The organism is Achromobacter sp. FW305-C-13, from assembly GCF_058783475.1.
Genome location: NZ_JBYSYN010000001.1, coordinates 1,331,830 through 1,349,647, shown reverse-complemented (window position 1 = coordinate 1,349,647; position 17,818 = coordinate 1,331,830). Strand labels below are relative to the sequence as shown.

The 17,818-nt window shown below is 65.2% G+C and carries 17 protein-coding genes; 10 read left to right on the top strand and 7 right to left on the bottom strand.

The window, feature by feature from the left end; translation table 11 throughout:
- On the bottom strand, positions 1-1,257 hold the full coding sequence (gene chrA / locus AC3WMU_RS06075) for a chromate efflux transporter (RefSeq protein ID WP_492281980.1): 1,257 nt from the start codon (positions 1,255-1,257) through the stop codon (positions 1-3).
- A 301-nt stretch (positions 1,258-1,558) separates the two neighbouring features.
- Between chrA and AC3WMU_RS06070 the strand changes: the two genes are divergently transcribed.
- Both AC3WMU_RS06070 and AC3WMU_RS06065 read left to right on the top strand, forming a co-directional pair.
- On the top strand, positions 1,559-2,881 hold the full coding sequence (locus AC3WMU_RS06070; RefSeq protein ID WP_006222088.1) for an ATP-binding protein: 1,323 nt from the start codon (positions 1,559-1,561) through the stop codon (positions 2,879-2,881).
- 99 nt (positions 2,882-2,980) lie between these two features.
- Positions 2,981-3,460: a carboxymuconolactone decarboxylase family protein gene (locus tag AC3WMU_RS06065; RefSeq protein ID WP_006222089.1), complete on the top strand. Its 480-nt coding sequence runs from the start codon at positions 2,981-2,983 to the stop codon at positions 3,458-3,460.
- Between the two features lie 3 nt (positions 3,461-3,463).
- Here the strand turns inward: AC3WMU_RS06065 and pdxR are convergent, their stop codons facing one another.
- On the bottom strand, positions 3,464-4,891 hold the full coding sequence (gene pdxR, locus AC3WMU_RS06060; protein WP_280026201.1) for a MocR-like pyridoxine biosynthesis transcription factor PdxR: 1,428 nt from the start codon (positions 4,889-4,891) through the stop codon (positions 3,464-3,466).
- 95 nt (positions 4,892-4,986) lie between these two features.
- On the opposite strand from pdxR, the gene AC3WMU_RS06055 reads away from it, so the two are divergent.
- The 3 genes from AC3WMU_RS06055 to AC3WMU_RS06045 all read left to right on the top strand — a co-directional run bounded on the left by AC3WMU_RS06055 (position 4,987) and on the right by AC3WMU_RS06045 (position 6,678).
- Positions 4,987-5,433: a GNAT family N-acetyltransferase gene (locus AC3WMU_RS06055; protein WP_280026200.1), complete on the top strand. Its 447-nt coding sequence runs from the start codon at positions 4,987-4,989 to the stop codon at positions 5,431-5,433.
- Positions 5,430-6,050: an FMN-dependent NADH-azoreductase gene (locus tag AC3WMU_RS06050; protein ID WP_280026199.1), complete on the top strand. Its 621-nt coding sequence runs from the start codon at positions 5,430-5,432 to the stop codon at positions 6,048-6,050. The genes AC3WMU_RS06055 and AC3WMU_RS06050 overlap by 4 nt, the downstream gene beginning before the upstream one ends.
- Before the next feature lie 214 nt (positions 6,051-6,264).
- Complete coding sequence (locus AC3WMU_RS06045; RefSeq protein WP_280026198.1) at positions 6,265-6,678, top strand: hypothetical protein; 414 nt, start codon at positions 6,265-6,267, stop codon at positions 6,676-6,678.
- A gap of 42 nt (positions 6,679-6,720) precedes the next feature.
- Here the strand turns inward: AC3WMU_RS06045 and AC3WMU_RS06040 are convergent, their stop codons facing one another.
- From AC3WMU_RS06040 to AC3WMU_RS06020, 5 genes are all read right to left on the bottom strand, one after another.
- Complete coding sequence (locus AC3WMU_RS06040; RefSeq protein WP_052017795.1) at positions 6,721-7,701, bottom strand: SphA family protein; 981 nt, start codon at positions 7,699-7,701, stop codon at positions 6,721-6,723.
- Positions 7,702-7,726: 25 nt separating this feature from the next.
- A complete protein-coding gene (locus tag AC3WMU_RS06035; RefSeq protein WP_492281979.1) occupies positions 7,727-9,121 on the bottom strand; it encodes a DUF1254 domain-containing protein in 1,395 nt (464 codons plus the stop codon).
- Between the two features lie 37 nt (positions 9,122-9,158).
- The gene (locus tag AC3WMU_RS06030; protein WP_234704725.1) at positions 9,159-9,824 is read right to left on the bottom strand and encodes a hypothetical protein; all 666 of its coding nucleotides are present in this window, start codon (positions 9,822-9,824) and stop codon (positions 9,159-9,161) included.
- A 428-nt stretch (positions 9,825-10,252) separates the two neighbouring features.
- On the bottom strand, positions 10,253-11,830 hold the full coding sequence (locus tag AC3WMU_RS06025; protein WP_280026196.1) for a TerC family protein: 1,578 nt from the start codon (positions 11,828-11,830) through the stop codon (positions 10,253-10,255).
- Positions 11,831-12,193: 363 nt separating this feature from the next.
- Positions 12,194-12,580, bottom strand: coding sequence for a hypothetical protein (locus tag AC3WMU_RS06020; RefSeq protein WP_088587391.1), 387 nt, complete (start codon positions 12,578-12,580; stop codon positions 12,194-12,196).
- Between the two features lie 116 nt (positions 12,581-12,696).
- On the opposite strand from AC3WMU_RS06020, the gene AC3WMU_RS06015 reads away from it, so the two are divergent.
- The 5 genes from AC3WMU_RS06015 (at position 12,697) to AC3WMU_RS05995 (ending at position 17,818) form a co-directional block, all read left to right on the top strand.
- Complete coding sequence (locus AC3WMU_RS06015) at positions 12,697-13,506, top strand: gluconate 2-dehydrogenase subunit 3 family protein (RefSeq protein WP_052017786.1); 810 nt, start codon at positions 12,697-12,699, stop codon at positions 13,504-13,506.
- A complete protein-coding gene (locus tag AC3WMU_RS06010; protein ID WP_492281978.1) occupies positions 13,499-15,265 on the top strand; it encodes a GMC family oxidoreductase in 1,767 nt (588 codons plus the stop codon). Before AC3WMU_RS06015 ends, AC3WMU_RS06010 begins: the two co-directional genes overlap by 8 nt.
- 2 nt (positions 15,266-15,267) lie before the next feature.
- Positions 15,268-16,188 carry a c-type cytochrome gene (locus tag AC3WMU_RS06005; RefSeq protein WP_280026194.1) on the top strand — a complete coding sequence of 307 codons (921 nt, stop codon included), beginning with the start codon at positions 15,268-15,270 and terminating at the stop codon, positions 16,186-16,188.
- Positions 16,189-16,522: 334 nt separating this feature from the next.
- Positions 16,523-16,906, top strand: a complete 384-nt coding sequence (locus AC3WMU_RS06000) for a hypothetical protein (protein WP_280026193.1) — start codon at positions 16,523-16,525, stop codon at positions 16,904-16,906.
- Positions 16,907-17,104: 198 nt separating this feature from the next.
- On the top strand, positions 17,105-17,818 hold the full coding sequence (locus AC3WMU_RS05995) for an MgtC/SapB family protein (protein ID WP_280026192.1): 714 nt from the start codon (positions 17,105-17,107) through the stop codon (positions 17,816-17,818).

The window sequence follows — 17,818 nt, the reverse complement described above, 5'->3', positions numbered from 1 at the left end:
CTAGCCTAGCCAGGCCAAGGCCCAGCCGCCCGCGGCGGCGGCCAGCACCACCCAGACTGGCGACCTGCGCGCATAGACCAGCAGCGCGAACAGCAATAGCGCCAGGGCAAAATCCGCCTTGTTCAGGATCGCGCTGGTCCAGACCGGGTCATAAAGAGCGGCCAGCAGAATGCCCACCACGGCGGCATTCACGCCTGCGGCCATATTGCGCACGCCGGGCCGCCGGCGCAGGCTTTCCCAAAACGGCAAGGCGCCGGCTACCAGCAACGCACCTGGCAGGAAGATGACGCCCAGGAATGCCAGCCCACCCAGCCATCCCGATAAGGGGCCCGACGACATCGCCCCCAGGAAGGCGGCGAATGCGAACACCGGGCCGGGCATGGCTTGCGCGGCCCCATAGCCCGCCAGGAAGTCGGCATTGGACACCATGCCGCTGGATACCGAGGTGGCCTCCAGCAACGGCAGCACGACGTGGCCGCCGCCGAACACCAGCGCACCCGCCCGGTAGAAGCCGGCTACTTGGGCAGCCAAGGGGGAATCGGACACCGCCGCCCACGCGGGTAACCCCGCCAGCAACACGACAAACAGCGCCAGTGCGATATAGCCTGCGCGGCGCGACGCGCCTTGGGTGCGATTGGCCAGGATGGGCCGGGGCGGCACTTGCAGCATGGCGCCACCCACGACGACGCCCAGCAGGACCGCGCCCACCTGCCCCCACGCGGTGGGCAGCGCGGCCGTGATCAGGGCGGCCGTCACGGCCAATCCGGCCCGCGGGCGGTCCGGGCAAAGCGTGCGGCCCATGCCCCACACAGCCTGCGCGATGATCGCCACGGCCGCCACCTTCAAGCCGTGTATCGCGCCCGACTGCGACAGCCAGCCGAAATGCGCCAGCCCCAGGGCGAATCCGATCAGCGCCAGCGCGGTCGGCAGCGTGAATGCCAGCCAGGCGGCAGCCATGCCGGGCCAGCCCGCGCGCCGCAGGCCGATCGCCATGCCGACCTGGCTGCTTGCCGGCCCGGGCAGGAACTGGCACAGCGCCACCAGATCCGAATAGGCGTAATCGTCCAGCCAGCGGCGCTTGTCGACGAATTCGGTGCGGAAATAAGCCAGATGCGCGACCGGGCCGCCAAACGAGGTCAGTCCCAGGCGCAGGAAAACCAGGAACACTTCCAGACAGGAGCTTCGCCCGGGGTCCACGCGCTCGTGCGTGGCGGGCCTGCTGGCGACGTGCTCGTCGTGGGGGGGCGGGTGCGGCATGGTGCAGGGGCGATCGATGACGGGCGGGGCGCTGGATCTCCGCCCCTTCTTCATGCTTATAGCCGGGGAGCGCGCCAGTTTCAATCGGGTCTGACGGCCGGATACCGGCTGCCGCAACCATAGGCCCGAATCAAATCACTGCACGAATCTTCACAATTGACACACAAATCTCGACGAATTCGATTTCTGCGCACCGCTAGCATGCGCGATTATCCCGCTGTCGCCGCATGATTCCCGCCTTCCTTCCCCACGCCCGCTTCGCGCCACGCACTTGCCTGCGGCACTCCAGGAAAGGCCACTGATGCTTAAGTTCGCGCTGCGCATCGTCATCATTGCCACGATCGGCTACGGCGTGGCGACCCAACTGGTGAACCTGAGCTTCGGGTATCTGCTGGACTCAGTCAGCGCCGATCTGTCCTACCGTGCCGTGCGCGGCCAGATCTACGCGCTGCACAAGGAGCTGGACCCTGTCGCCCCGGAAGCCCGCGCGGCCTATATCCTGGACGAGCTGCTGCCGCACTATGGGCTGACCCTGACGCTGCTGCCCGACAGCCGCGTCACCCTCACGCCGGATGAGCAACAACAGCTGGACCGTACCGGTCTCATCATGCGGGACGACTACAACACCTACCTGACCCGCTTGCCCGGTGAACCCGTGCAGTGGCTGGATGTACGTCTGCCGCTGGAACCCGCGATGGAGCGGTGGATCACCTGGTCCGCCTGGGCGGCGCTGAGCCTGGTGCTGGCCGTGATCCTGCTGCTGGGGTGGGCCCTGCCCATCTGGCGCGACCTGGACGCGCTGCGCAAGGCGACGTTGCGGATGGGCCAAGGTGATATGAGCGTGCGGGTGCGGCTGTCCCGCATCTCGGGCATCCGCCACGTGGGCGAAAGCTTCAACCATATGGCCGAGCGCATCGCCGCGCTGATCGACAACCAGCGCAGCCTGACCAACGCCGTCTCGCATGAACTGCGCACGCCGCTTGCCCGGCTGTCGTTCGAAGTGGACATGCTGGGCCATGACCAATACCTGCCCCGCCGCGGGCAGATCCTGCAAGACATGCGCACCGACATCTCGGAGCTGGAAGCGATGGTGGCCGAGCTGCTTGTCTACGCCCGGCTGGAACGCCCCGCCGACGACGCAGTCCGGTTGGAGACCGTGGACGTGTGCGATTGGCTGGGCGAAGCGCTGGCGCTGGTCGCCCATCAGGCCGATGCCCGGGGCATCCAGTGCCACGTGCGCCCCGGCTATCCGGCGCACGTCGAACTGCATCCGCGCTATATGAGCCGCGCCTTGCTGAACCTGGTGCAGAACGCCGTGCGCTACGCGAGCCAGCGCGTCGAGATCGAACTGAAAGCAACGGCGGCCGGCTACGAACTGCTGGTGGACGACGACGGCGGCGGCATCGCCGAGGCGGACCGGGAACGCGTATTCGAACCCTTCATCCGGCTTGACGAAAGCCGGGACCGCGGCACCGGCGGCGCCGGGCTGGGGCTGGCCATCGTCAAACGCGTGGCGGCGAACCACGGCGGCACGATCGAGATCCAGGACAGCCCGCTGGGCGGCGCCCGCTTCGTGCTGCGCTGGCCTCGCGCGGAATCCAGAACGTGCCTGGATGGCCTATAACAAAACACCATTTATGGCACTTTTTGCCTGGTCCAGGCTGACGCATGATGTGTTTTCGTGATCCCCCATTCGAAAACAGCGCTTCAGAAAGGTAGGCAAATGAGCCAACGATTGAATTACTTCCAGGTGTCGGCGGAACTGTCCAAGAAGTACATGGACTTCAGCGCGGCGATGAAAAAGGTGCCGGTGGTTGAGGAATTCGGCGACCTGATCGACATCCGGGCCTCGCAGATCAATGGCTGCGGCTTCTGCCTGGACATGCACGTCAAGCAGGCCAAGCTGCGTGGCGAACGCGAATTGCGCCTGCACCACGTCGCCATCTGGCGCGAATCCACCCTTTTCTCGGCGCGCGAACGCGCCGCGCTGGCCTGGACCGAAGCGCTGACCACTCTGCCCGCGCACGGCGTGCCGAACGACGTGTACGAACAGGCGCGCGAGCACTTCTCGGAAGCCGAAATCTCGGACCTGACGTTCCGCGTCGTAGCCATCAATGGCTGGAACCGCCTGAACGTGGCCTTCCGGACCGTACCGGGTTCCGCCGATGCCGCGTTCGGCCTGGACAAAGCCGGACTGAACTAAGGCCTACATCAACGCCTTGATCCGCAGGCCCAATTCAAGGGCTTGCGCCTCGGACGCGATGTTCGTGAAGCTCAGCAACAGGCCCGATTGCGGGTCCGGCAGGGTCGACCAGCGCGACAACGGATGCGCATACATGCCCTGCTCCAGCATCCGCGCGGCCAAGGGCACATCCGTCAACTGCCCTTGCATGCGCGCGACCAGATGCATGCCGCCCGGTTGCGGTTCGATATGCATGCGGTCCCCCAGCGCGGCGGTCAATCCCGCCGCCGTGGCGTTGCGCCGTTCGCTGTACAGCCGCCGCATGCGCTGGATGTGCCGGCCGAAATGCCCTTCGGCAATGAACGCGGTCAGGATGGATTGCGTCAACCCCGGCGCGGTGCCCGACAGCAGCCGGCAGATGCGGTCGAAAGCCCCCACCTGCGCGGGCGGCACGACCAGATACGCTAGGCGCATCCCTGGAAACAGCACTTTGCTGAATGACCCGGCATACAGCACGCGGCCCTGTGCATCCAGACTCTTCAATGCGGGCAAGGGCCGGCTGACATAGCGGTATTCGCCGTCGTAGTCATCTTCCACGATCCAGGCCTGTTGCCGTTCGGCCCATTCCAGCAGGGCTTGCCGGCGCGGCAGCGACAGCGACATCGACAGCGGGCTTTGATGCGCCGGCGTGACCACGGCCGCCTTCGCGTCCAGGTACCGCGCAACGCCCTCGCCAACCATCAATCCGTCCTGATCCACCGGAATGGGCACCGCCTGCAGGCGCGCCTGCGCCAGCAACGCGCGGGTAGGCGGATACCCAGGGTCTTCCACCCACACGCGGTCGCCCGGCGCCAGCAGCGCCTGCATGACCAGCTGCATCGTATGGTTGTAGCCCGAGGTGATGAACACCTGGGACGGCTGGCAATGGATGCCGCGCGCCACTTGCAGATAGGCGGCCACGGCAGTTCGCAGTCCCATCAGCCCGTTGGACGGCGGGTAGGACAGCTCGGGCGCTTGCAGGCTACGCAATTGCCGGGCGCCCAGCCGGGCCCACAGCTTGCGGGGAAACTCGTCCAGCGCCGGCACGCCCATCTGGAACGGCAGGATGGCGGACGGACGATGCCAGCCATGTTCGTCGTCGGGGGTTTCGGGCAGAGGCGCCACAGCGGCGGGCGGTGCCTGGGGCTGAAGATCCGGGGTGACGATCGTGCCGGCCTGCCCCCGAGTCTGGATGTAGCCTTCGGCCACCAGCAACGAATACGCCACTTCGATCGTGCCGCGCGCCACGCCCATTTCCTTGGCCAGGGCACGGGCCGACGGGATGCGGTCGCCGGGCGCAAGCGTGCCTTGCGTGATCGCGCTGCGGAACCGTTCGTACACCTGGCGGTAGAGCGGATCCGCGCTGTTGGGAACCAGCGGCGGCAATCCGTCCTTGGGGCGTCGGTCAATCATGGCATAGTCCAAAGTTCAATTTATGGCCCTTCAAATTATGTCATGGTCTTTCTACGATGATGCCTTGTCCTCCCTGAACCCCGCGTGAAATCCCCATGACAGACTCTGCTCTACAACACATCGATACCGACAAAGCACTGCGCGCCTGCCTGCCCCTGATGCGCGAACTGCGGCCCCATCTTTCCGATGCCGACGACTTCGTTGCTCGCATCACCCGCATGCGCGGCGACAGCTACCGGCTGCTGGCGGCGGTGGATGGCGGCCAGGTCGTGGCGTTGGCGGGTTACCGCTATCAAGAGAACCTGATCTACGGCCGCTTCATGTACGTAGATGACCTGGTCGTGGACAGCACGCGGCGCGGCGGCCGCTGGGGCGCCCGCTTGCTGCAGGCGCTGGACGGCATGGCCCGCGACGCGGGTTGCGCCAAGTTCGTGCTGGATACGGGCCTGTCCAACGCGCTGGCCCAGCGCTTCTACTTCCGCCAAGGCCTGTTGACCAGCGCCATCCGTTTCAGCAAGCTACTGGACACCCCTGCCGCATGAGCATTCTTCACATCACCTGCAGCCCGCGCGGCCGTAGCGCCGAAAGCCACCGCCTGTCGCAACGCATCATCGACCGCCTGATCGCCGCCGCCGGACCCGAAGCGCCCGCAGTCGTGGAAATTGACGCCACCGCCCTGCCCCCTGTGGACCAGGACTATGCCGCGGCGCTAAGTGCGCCTGCGGACCCGGCAGACGACGTGCTGGGACGCGGCGCGCTGCGGCAGTCGACGCAATTGATCCAGGCTCTGCAGGCCGCCACGCATATCGTCATCGCCACGCCGATGCACAATTTCACCGTGCCGTCGTCGTTGAAGGTCTGGATCGACCATGTGGTGCGCGTGCGCAGCACCTTCCGCATCACGGCCGAGGGCAAGATCGGCAACCTGCCCGACCGGCCGGTGTATGTGGCCATTTCCTCCGGCGGCGAATTCTCAGGCGGCGCGGCCCGCCAGCCCGATTTCCTGACGCCCTATCTGAAGCACGTGTTGGGTACCATCGGCCTGCACAGCGTGTCGTTCTTTTCAGTGGAAGGCACCGCGCGCGGCGAGGCTGCACTGCAAGCCGCAAGAGCCCGCGCCGAAGCCGCCATTGCCGCGCATCCGTTCTTGGCGGGATAAGCGGCAGCGCCTGGTAATTCCTGCTCCGTGCAGGCTTACCGGGCCGTTGGGGCACATCCGGCGTTACGGTGAAAACTAATCCACCGTCGGCCGGATTATTTAAGCGTGTCGCATTGACACTGCGGAAATCGGCGCACTACGCTAGGCCGCAAAAGCCCGCGCCATCAGGCGAACGGCGTATTCCCCACCATCGCATCAAGACGCTGGAGACGCAATGACCCTGTATCGGGCAGTGATTCCCGCCATCATGCTGATCACATTGTTCAGCGCGTTGCCCTCCCCCGCCCATGCCGCGTGCAGCGACAAGAAAATACTGGCGATGTCGGACGAAGGAAAATCGGTGAAAGCCATCGCCAAGGCGTGCAACATGCCGACGGCAAAAGTGCGGGCGGTCGTCGACAGCGACGATGGCAACGAAGATGCCACGGCGTCTGCCGCGGCGCCCGCGCCCCTCATCAAGAAGTTGCCGTCGGGGGCGGGATTGGCCAGTTGCGATTGCCAGGGCACCGTGCCGTATGGTGACAAGGCGCCGGAACTGCGGTGCCAGAGCGGCGTGTCGATCGCCACCCCATGCGCGGGCTATTGCCCGCCGCGCGGCGTGGCGCCGTGGCGGCGCGTTTGCAGTTGACCCGCAGACCGTCCGCTGTTGGCGCGCGGCAGATTTCCCGCCTCAGAACACCAGCGTGGCGGTCCCCATGACCGTGCTGGTGCTGTCAAGCCGGTTGGTGCTGCTGATCGTGGGTACCCAGCGCAGGCTCAGCGACAGTGAGCGCTTGTCCGCCAGTTTCGTGTCATAGGTCACGATCGGACCCAGCGCCCAGTCGCGCCCCTTGAAGCCGTTGAGCCGGTCGGCCGTCGGGCCTTTGTCGCTTCCCAGTTGCTGCTGGGTGCCCAGGATCAGGCCCGCGCTGACGCCATTGCTGAACGTCTTGCGCCCCATCACGTCCAGACTGAAGACGGGTGCGTTGCGGTAGTCCGTGGCGCTGTTGCGGGTATAGAACTGCACCCCGGCCACCGTATCCAGCTGGAAGCCCGACTCCGGAAAGATCTTGGTGTAGGCCACCTGCGGAATGAAGGTCCAGTTGTTCAGGCTGGGGTTGGCCATGTCACTGGCGTTGTACTTGCCCGTGGGCGCCCAGATGTTCAGGCTGAGCGCCATGTGCGAGGTTTCAGAGAAGTGGTAGCCGGCAATGATGGGCGAGAAATACAGGTCGAACAGGTTCGACGCCGTATCGCTTTGTCCCACCGTCCGGCCGCCCGGCCCCGTCAGCTTCGAATCCACCTTGGTCCAGACATAGGGCAAGGTGAAACTCGACGCAAAGTTCCAGCGCCCGGGCCCCGTGTCCCAGGTTTTCAGGACGGTGGCCAGCGTAAACGCCACCTTGCCGTCCAGACCCAGCGAGGTACGCCCCCCTACCGGCACCTCACGGCTTCCACCGATCTTGCCGTCCAGATAGATTTGGGCGAAATTCACTGCCCAGATTGGTTCGGGCGAAACGATACCCGCATTCGGCAGCACGTTGGTGCCCGTGACTTGGCGCCCCAAAGCGCCTTCGGTTGCCATGGACACCGCCGGCGCGGCCAGCGCGGCCAACGTGATCCATGGCGTAATTGCATTGCGCCAGGCAGTCCGGCGCGGGCATTTCGACATCATTGCTTCCCCTTCCCCTTAAGCCTCAAGGCGCCAGCTCGGCCTTGGGCAGCTTCCACGTACCGTCCAGAATGGCGGGTTTCGGGCCATAGAACCGCGCCACGATGTTGAACCGTCCTTCCGGGGCCGGCAGCCAATTCGATTCCTTGTCCTTGCCCGGGTTGGCATGCTGCACGTACAGCGTCAGCGAACCGTCCTGGCCGCGCTTGAGTCCACGGGTGCGATCGCCGATCGCATAACGCTTGATCGGGTTGTCGACCAGGTGACGGCCCGGCAGGTCGTACATAGTCATCGACCAGAAAAATTCGACGGGCGGCAATTGCCCCGGCTCGAACCGGATCACATAGGATTTGCTTCCCTCCATCGGCTGCCCTTGCGAGTCTTCCTCGTATCCCAGGTACACCGCCTCTTCGGACGAATTGCCGTAGATGCCCATGGCGGCGGCCACGGCCCGCTTCGTATAGTCGTTGCCCAGCGCTGCCCGTGATCCGAACAAGCCGATGGACGAGCGCGTCTGCTTCTCGGCTTGCAGCAGCGCCGCCTTGCCGTCAGCCACGCCCTGCTCGATCGCGGTGCGCGTCGTCGAATCCAGCTTGGCGGCATCGAAGGGCTTGCCCGGCCCGATACCGATCAGCGCGAAACGCCGCATCATGTCCTGCTCGGCCGCCGGCTGCGGTTGCGTGAACGCCAGCAGCTGGTTCAGATAGGCGATGAATTCCACCGAAGTGGCGCGCTGCTCGTCCCAAGGCAACCAGTCCACATCAGCAGGGGCGGCGGCGGGCGGCGGATGCCGCAGGAATTCGCTTAGCGGCCGCAATCGATACTTGGCCTGCAAGGCCTGCACATTCTTCACATCCGACGGGCCGTTCAGGCTGGTGCGGCCCAGGATGCCGATGAAGTCCGTCTCGGACTGCATCACCTTGGTGATACCTTTGGGTTTGCCCCCATCCCAGCGCGGCCCGGCGATCAGGTAGTTGCCCGCGCCAAACCCGGTGGCGCGTACGCCCGCGTAGGCGAAGTTGTAGGTATACAGGTCCACCATCTGGAAGACGTTGTAGCGATCTTTCGGGGTGGCGGGCAGGCTCAGCACCCACGGTTCCGTGCGCAAGTCCAGCCAGGCCCACGAGTACGGAGTGTCGTTGTTCGGCGTGACGATTTCACGGTTTTCCGGCGTGTACGGTTGCGAGTAGTGGCGGAACTTGCCGAAGCCGCCCACGTACTCTTTGCCGCCGGGGTGGATTGCCTGGCCGTACATCGTCTTGTAGTTGTAGAGCATCGGGTAGGCGTACAGGTACGCCTCTTTGGCCGTGCTGCGCAGCGCCTCGTCCTGGATGGGCGCGCGCTGAGTGGCGCATCCCGCCAAGGCCGCCAGGCCGGCGATCGCCAGCGCGCTACGAATAAAGGCCCTCACCTTTTGCATTCCGTGCTCCTGGAATTCAAAGAAACCCGTGCCGCCATCAATGCCCGAACGTAATGTTCACCCCGGCGAATACGGTGAACTGAGGCAGGCCTTCGCCCTTGTGCGCCACCGTCCATTGCGGTTCGGCGAAAACGTTCACGATGTTCTTACCCATGCGCCAGGCCTTGCCGGCGCCCAGTCCGATGGGGATGTAGTAGTTGTTCTTCTGCAAGTCGAACGTCCACGTCGCCGTCGACCGCACATACCAGCCTTGGGGCAAATTGCGGATCAAGAAAGGTTGGAATGTGGCCGAATGCACGGTATCGCGGTTGTTCTGCCCGGCAAACGAATGTTGCCATTCGACCAGCGCGCCCATCAGGCCTTCCTTGCTGCTGCTGACGACCGTGCCGGCCAAGCCGCCGGACCATTTGCCGGACCCCGTTTCGGTACTGGTCGCGGTAGGCATGGTCAGCATCGGGCCGATGCCGACGTCAAGCTCGCCTTGGCTCAACAGGAAAATGTCGAAAACATTGACGTCGCCCAACCCCGTCTTGTAGCTGCCGTCGGCTTGCGGCCGGGTGCTGATGGGCGCGGTGAAACGAAGTATCTGCGGCACGCCCACCCAGTCGCCCGGTGCGATGGGGATCGTCGGCCGGACCAGAAAATCATTCGTGTGCGCGTTGGTGCCGAATAATTTTGGCGTGTAGTAATTCTGAAAATTCAAAGACGCCGCGAGGTTCAATGGATTATTGCTTTTATTCGCGTCGTCGGCGGATTGCGCATAAGCGCCGGCGCAAAACCCCAGCGGCGCGCTGATCAGCAATCTTGCTGCGATTTCCCTGCTTACCTTGCCCCGTGCCGTAGACCTCGTACTGCCCATGCTTCGCGCTCCATTAAGAACAACAAAATGCAAAGACACACCGTCGTACCGAGAACCTTCTCTTATTTGTTAATGGAGATAATAAGAATAAGAAGGGTGAAATCTGCTGCAATATTCTCACAGAGTCTTGCTTTTCCCAAGCGGCCGTCAAGGCGGGATAATCCCGCGCATTTCCCTATGGGGGGACGGTTCACCTTTGCATCTCCTGTTGCAAAAAAACAGCGGATACCCCTTGTCGGAGTATCCGCCGCAATTAACGAGTTGACGACTTTTTAAGAAGCCCTAGTGTCCTCAAACGTCGAGGGCCGTGCGTGCACCTGATCCACCCGCAAGCCTTCGCGGCGCGTCACCTCGAAGCCCCAGTCATGCAGCTGGATGGTATCCCCGGCGTCCGGAATCCTGCCGACCGCCCGCAAGAGACACCCCGCCAGCGTCGCGTCGGGGTATTCGTCGGCAAGCGCCGGCGCGTTCAACAGGCGGGCCGCCTCGCCTACGGACAGGCGCCCTTCCAGCAACCACGTGCCATCGGACAACTGCAAGGCTTCAGGCTGGTCGTCGCTGTGCTCGGGCAATTCGCCGGCCACCGCGGTCAGCACGTCCATCGGCGTCACCAGCCCTTCGCAGACGCCGTGCTCGTCCACCACGATCAGCATGTGGTCGCGCGAGGCGCGCAGTTCCTCCAGCACCTTCAGCACCGGGGTCGTTTCCATGACGTAGCGCGGCTCGCGCGCCAGTTCCACCAGGTCGATCGGACCTGGATTCTGCAGCAGCGGCAGCACGTCCTTGAAATGCAATACGCCCAGCACGTTGGAGGCCTCGCCCGCGCACAGCGGCAGGCGCGAGTGGCCACTCGCGAATTTGCGGACGACGATGTCGGGCGTGTCAGACACATCCAGCCACGTCATGTCGCCGCGCGGCACCATGATGGAACGCACGTCGTGCGCACCCACCGACAGCACGCGCTCGATCATCGAGCTTTCTTCCGGCGCGAAGGCAGGTTCGTCGCCTGCGCTGTCCACCAGCGCCACGACCTCGTCGGCCTGATGGCCGGGTTGGCCGGCACGGCCCGCGCGCAGCAGCCGCAAGACCGCCTGGGCCGTGCGTTGGCGGCGTCCCAGCGCGTGCGTGCCGCGGGCGCGGTTGCGGCGCGCCAACTGGTTGCACAACTCGATCAGGATCGAGAAACCGATGGCGGCGTACAGGTAGCCCTTGGGCACATGGAAGCCCAGGCCTTCGGCCACCAGACTGAAGCCGATCATCAGCAGCAAGCCCAGGCACAGGATCACCACCGTGGGGTGACGGCCGACGAACGCCATCAGCGGGCGGCTGGCCAGCATCATGACGGCCATCGCGAGGACCACGGCTATCATCATGATGCTCAGGTCCTGCACCATGCCCACCGCGGTAATCACGGAGTCCAGTGAAAACACAGCATCCAGCACCACGATCTGCAGGATCACCTGCCAGAACACGGCGTGTTGCGGCTTCTGCCCGGCGTCATGCGACGCGCTGCCTTCCACGCGCTCATGCAGCTCCATCGTGCCCTTGAACAGCAGGAACAAGCCGCCCAGGATCAGGATCAGGTCGCGGCCGGATATCTCGGCCCCCCAGACGGTGAACAGCGGCGCCGTCAAGGTGACGACCCACGCGATGCTCGCCAACAGGCCCAGGCGCATCACCAGCGCCAGCGTCAGGCCGATCAGGCGTGCGCGGTTGCGCTGCTCGGGCGGCAGCTTGTCGGCAAGAATGGCAATGAATACCAAGTTGTCGATGCCCAGCACAATTTCAAGAATGACCAGCGTCGCCAGGCCAAGCCAGGCGGTGGGGTCGTTCATCCAGTCGAAAATCATCGTTGGTCCACGGAAAACGGGCGAGCGCGCGCGAAGGCGTCGCCTTGCTGAAAAGGAAAAGCGTGATCAAGCGAGGGGATGCGGCCAGGCGTCGGCGGCGCGCGGCCGCCCAATCGAGGCGTCGCGGCGATAGCGCGGACCAGATCGGCGCAGCCGGGCATGCCGGAGGCCGAGGGACAAGCAGGATGGGATGTCGGGCGCCGCAGCGCCCTGCTAGGAGGGGGGTCTTCGGTCATAGTTGGCGGCATTCGCGCACTGCCTGAGGCAGTGATAGCGCGTGAAAACCGCCGTGCTCTCGTTCTTACAGGAACCTGAATATTACCTGAATCCTGTCAGGATGCGAGCCCCGGCGGCGCCCTGCCGCTAACGGGGATCCGCGCCACCGCCGGAACCGGAGGACGCGCCCGAGCCCGGCATGCCGGCATTGTCGGGCGCGCCCGTCTTGCCGCCAGGCGTGCCCTGCCCGTTGCGGGTATCCGCCCCGGGATCCTTCTGGCGCGGCGTGGAGCCCGCCTTGGAGCGGGAGTCCGTTTCTTCAGTCGATGGCATTTTCTTCTCATCGGTGGTGCGGGCGCCGGGGACGGGCTTGCCGATGGCGTTCGCGGGTGCCGTCTTCTCGTCGGCGGTCGGCATGGGCTGCTGCGGCGCCGCGGCCTGGGCGACCAGCGTAGTGTGGGCGGATTGCGCCCCGGCTGCGTGCCAGGGAAGCAATGCCAGGGCGGACAGCAGTAGCAGTTTGTGGCTTTTCATGGTTGTCTCCAAATGGAAAACAGTGACAAACTAGGCGCCGACAGATAACGAGCTGGTGCGGGATCTCTTTCACCCAGGGGCAAGTAGCGTGCCTGCCCCCGAAGCTGGAGTGATGCATGGACGATCAACCCTCGGACAATCTTTCCCCTGGTCTTCCACGCCCGGACGATCCGCCTGCCCCCGGACGGCGCGGATTGCTCAAGGCACTGGCGGTCGGGGTCCCCGGCGCCGCCTGGGCGGTAACCGCCCGCAGCGCGCCCGCCGACGCTGCGCCCGCCGCGGCCCCAGGGCAGACGCCCCACGCTCCCGCCCCCTCCCCCAATCGCACCCTCACCTTTTTCAATGCGCAGGAAGCGGCAGCAATGGACGCCATCGCCGCGCGCCTGATTCCGGCCGACGACCTTGGGCCCGGCGCCAAGGAAGCGGGCGTCACCCGCTTCCTGGATGGGCAATTGGCCGGCGCTTGGGGCGCGGGCAGCCAGTTCTACCGCCAAGGCCCGTTCGAAAAAGGCACGCCAGAACAGGGCTACCAGCTGTCATTCACGCCTGCCGAGATGATCCGGCGCGGCCTGGCTGCGCTGGATGCCGCAACCCGCAAGCAGGACGGCAAACCGTTCGCCGAATTGGACGAAGCCAGGCAGGACGCCTGGCTTCATGACTTGCAGGCCGGCAAACCGGATTTTTCGCCCTTGCCATCCGACGTGTTCTTCCAGACCCTGCTGGACGCCACCATCGAAGGCTTCTTCTCCGATCCGCTGTACGGCGGCAACGCCGACATGGTGGGCTGGAAGCTGGTGGGGTTCCCGGGCGCGTTCGCGTCGTTCTCCAACGATATCGAACGGCACGGCGTCATCTGGGCCGGCAAGCCGGTATCCATCGCCAACGCCACGGGACATGCGATGAAACCGGGAGACAAGCATGGCTAAGACCTTACCCGCAGTAGACGTGGCGATCATCGGCGGCGGGTGGACCGGGTCCATCATCGGCAAGGAACTGGCGGCCGCCAAGCAGCGCGTAGTGGTGCTGGAACGGGGCCAGGCGCGCTGGCCCTCTCCCGACTTCCAAGGGCCGAACGTCCACGACGAATTGAAATACACCCGCCGGCACGAACTGCACCAGGACGCCGCGACCGAAACCTACACGTTTCGCAACAACACCGACCAGAAGGCGCTGCCCATGCGCCGCTGGCAATTCGCTTATCCCGGCACGCATCTGGGCGGCGCGGGCAACCACTGGTCGGGCGCGTACTACCGCTTCGACCCCACGGATTTCCGCATCCGCAGCCACTACACCGAACGCTACGGCGCGGGCATTTTTGACAAGGAGTTGACCTGTCAGGACTGGCCCCTGACGTACGACGAACTCGAGCCTTACTTCGACCGCTACGACTACCTGATCGGTGCGTCCGGGCAAGCGGGCAACATCAAGGGGCAAAAGCAGGAAGGCGGCAACCCGTTCGAACCCTGGCGGTCGCGGCCGTATCCGAATCCGCCCATGAAGGTGCCCTATGCGCCGGCCTTGTTCGGCGAGGCCGCCAAGAAGCTGGGCTACCACCCCTATGTGCAGCCGTCGGCGCTCTGTACGCGGCCCTACGTGAATTCCGAAGGCCTGCACATGAGCGCGTGCGTGTACTGCGGATTCTGTTCCAACTTCGGCTGCGAGCACTTCGCCAAGGCCTCGCCGCAGGTCTGTATCCTGCCGGTGGCGATGAAGATGGAGAACTTCGAAATCCGCACCGGCGCCAACGTACTGCGCGTGGAGCTGACGCCCGACAAAAAGCGGGCACGCGGCGTGACCTACGTGGACGCCGCCGGCGAAGAGGTCTTCCAGCCCGCCGAGATCGTGGTGCTGTGCGCCTTCAGCATCAACAACGTGCGGTTGCTGCTGCTCTCGGGCATCGGCAAGCCCTACGACCCGGTCACCGACACCGGCGTCGTGGGACGCAACTACACGCACCAAACGACGTCGGGCGTAAACCTGTTCTTCGACGAATCCGTCAACATCAACCCCTTCATGGGCGCGGGCGCCGTCGCGGTGACTATGGACGATTTCAGCGCCGACAACTTCGACCACGGGCCGCTCGGGTTCGTGGGCGGCGGCTACCTGCAGATCCAGGTCGTCAGCGGCGCGCCGATCGGCTACCACCCCACGCCCAAGGGCACGCCGACCTGGGGCGCTGAATGGAAGAAGGCGGTCAAGCGCTACTACAACCATTCCGCGTCCATCACCATCACGGGGTCCGCCCAGCCCTGGCGCGGCGGATATCTGAGCCTGGACCCCACCTACAAGGACGCCTGGGGCCTGCCGCTGCTGCGCGTGACCTACGATTTTCCTGACAACGACATCCGCATGTCGGCCTTCCTGACCGACAAAGGCGACGAGATCGCACGCGCGATGAAAGGCATTGCGCGTACCGAACCCGGGCCCCGCAAGCGGCCGTTTTCGTCCACCGCCTACCAGTCCACCCATTTGACGGGCGGCGCGGCCATGGGCGACAACCCGGAAACCAGTGTCGTCAACCGCTATGGGCAAAGCTGGGACGTGCCCAACGTGTTCGTGACGGGCGCATCGCTGTTTCCGCAGAACTCGGGCTACAACCCGACAGGCACCGTAGGCGCCACCGCCTATTGGATCGTCGAGAAAATCAAGGCGGACTATCTGCGTTCGCCAGGGCGGCTGGTGTGATCATGATCGAACATCGCAAAGGCATCACCATCGCGGTCCTGCTGATCATGGCGCCGCCGCTCGTCACGCTGATCGCCACCGCGCACCAGATGATCGGCACGGGCGGTGACGGCCTGATCCGCGCAAGCGCCGTCACCGCCCCGCCCGCCCCGCCGCCGGCCGCCAAACCGGCGGCACCGGCGCCGGCACCTGCTGCGTCCGCCACCCCTGCCACACCCGCGGCGCCTGCCGCTCCTTCTGCGGCCGCTCCAGCGCCATCGCCAGCCCCGGCCGCTCCGGTGCCAGGCCGAAGCGCATTGGACTTCAGCGCCTCGCGTCCTGACTGGGAGGGATTCCTGCGCGGGGCCGATCCCGAGGCCGGCAAGCAATTGGCGGCAAACGGCAAGCCCGGAGCCGGCGTCCAGGCCTGTATCGCCTGCCACGGGCCAGCCGGCATCACGCCCACCGGCGGCATATTTCCCAACCTGGCGGGCCTGAGCCAGGAGTATCTGGCCAAGCAACTGGCCGACTTCCGCAGCGGGACACGGGTGCAGCCGCTGATGAACACCATCGCGCGCGCACTGACCGAGCAGGAAATCGGCCAGGTGGCGGCCTATTACGGCACCTTGGCCGGCCCGCCGCTGCATGTGGGCGAATTCGGCGGCGAAGCAGCGCGCAAGCTGGACCTGCAAGGCGATGGCGCGCGTGCATTGCCCGCCTGCGCGAACTGTCACGGGCTGCGCGGCATGGGCGAAGGCCCCTTGCTGCCCAGGCTGGCCGGGCAATCCAAGGAGTACTTCACCGACCAGATGACCGCCTTTCGCAATGGCTCGCGCCAGAACGACGACGTGGGCGTCATGCGCGCCTTCTCGCAACGTCTGACAGACAGCGAGATCGAGGCGCTGGCCTTGTACTACGCCGGTCCCCCGCCCAAACCGAAGTGAAGCCCCACCCGCCTTGCGCAATCCGCAGGGCGGGCAATTTTTACTGGTGTTTACCCTAGCCCGGCGCTATACTCTCGGCACTTTCAACCACCTAGAGATCACTGTGGACAACGACGGATGTAGTCGAAAACCGACTGCTCGCGCCGCTTGACGCAGGATCCGCGGAATCTCCCTTCCGCGTGAGTCCTGCGATCAGCCAGGACTTGGGCTTTCAGCCCCTCTCCCCCTAAAGCTTACCGACGCGATACGCGGGCCTAGTTGCGCGCGTGCCTTGCCGGTCAGGCGGCGCATGCCTGTGGACCTTCCACCGTACTCCCCTGTCAAGGAGACGACCATGCGCATCAAGAAATTCTTCCCCTTCCTGGACCGGGCCCATGACGCCCGCGCCGAAGGCCCGGTGTCGTTCGGCGCCCTGCCGGCGCACGCGCCCGTCACGCCGGTCTATCAATTCACCATCGTCAGCCTGAGCGCCACCCTCAACACCCTGAGAAAGCAGCTGTACTACGAGCTGCAAGCCCTGGACCTGCGGGTGATCGCCGTGCGCATTTCGCGCGGCGAATCCGACCAGTTGGCGTCCACGGTCGTCACGCTGCATTGCCCGCCGCACCTGCGCAGCCTGCTCAGCGCCGTGGCGCTGCGGCTGGGACAAAGCCCGGATGTGCGCCGCGTGCACTGGGAAAACGAAACCGGCGCGTCCATCGCCGTGCTGCCGGCCTGAAACCCGGCTTTCCTGGCAAGGAGATTGTCATGAAAGACCCGTACAAAGTCCTGTTGCTGGCCCGCGTGCTGGCCCTGGTGCTGATCTGGCTGGTCGGCGCGGGCCTCGTGCTGGCCTCGGTCTGGCGCCTGCCCTGAGCGCGCCAGGGGGCCCGCCCGGCCCCGTCGAACACCCATAAGCTGAAAAAGGGGCAAGACTATGAAGAACTTCGAAAACATCCAATTCCTTACCCTGGCCAACACGCTGGTCAGCCTGCTGACTGCCTTCGTGCTGGGCTCGATCGTCGGGTTCGAACGCCAGTTCCGGCAACGCACGGCCGGCCTGCGCACGAACGTGCTGGTGGCGGTGGGGGCCGCCATCTTCGTCGACATGGCGTTCCGCGTGGGCGGCGCGGACGGCGGCGCGCGTGTGATCTCCTACGTGGTGTCGGGCGTGGGATTCCTGGGCGCCGGCGCGATCATGCGCGAAGGCGGCAGTATCCGCGGCCTGAACACCGCAGCCACCTTGTGGGGCTCGGCCGCCATCGGCGCCTGCGCGGGCGCGTCGCTGATGCTGGAGGCGGTGGCGGCCACGGCCTTCGTGCTGGCGGCCAACACCTTGCTGCGCCCCGTCGTCAGCTACGTGAACCGCCAACCGCTCGACTCGCAGACTTCCGAAGTCACAAACGTGATCCACGTCATCGCGAACGTGGAACATCGCCAGGCCGCGATGACCGTGCTGGAGGATGTGCTGGAGGCCGAACAGCTGCCGCTGTCGGAACTGAAGATCGACCAGTTCGGCGAGAACGAGGTCGAGATCGAAGCCGCGCTCAGCGAGGCGTCGGTCGACGAGCTGGATCTGGACCGGGTGACCGCGAGCATCGCCGCATCGCCCGCCGTGCGCACGGCGTTCTGGGCTGCACGCACAGTGTGA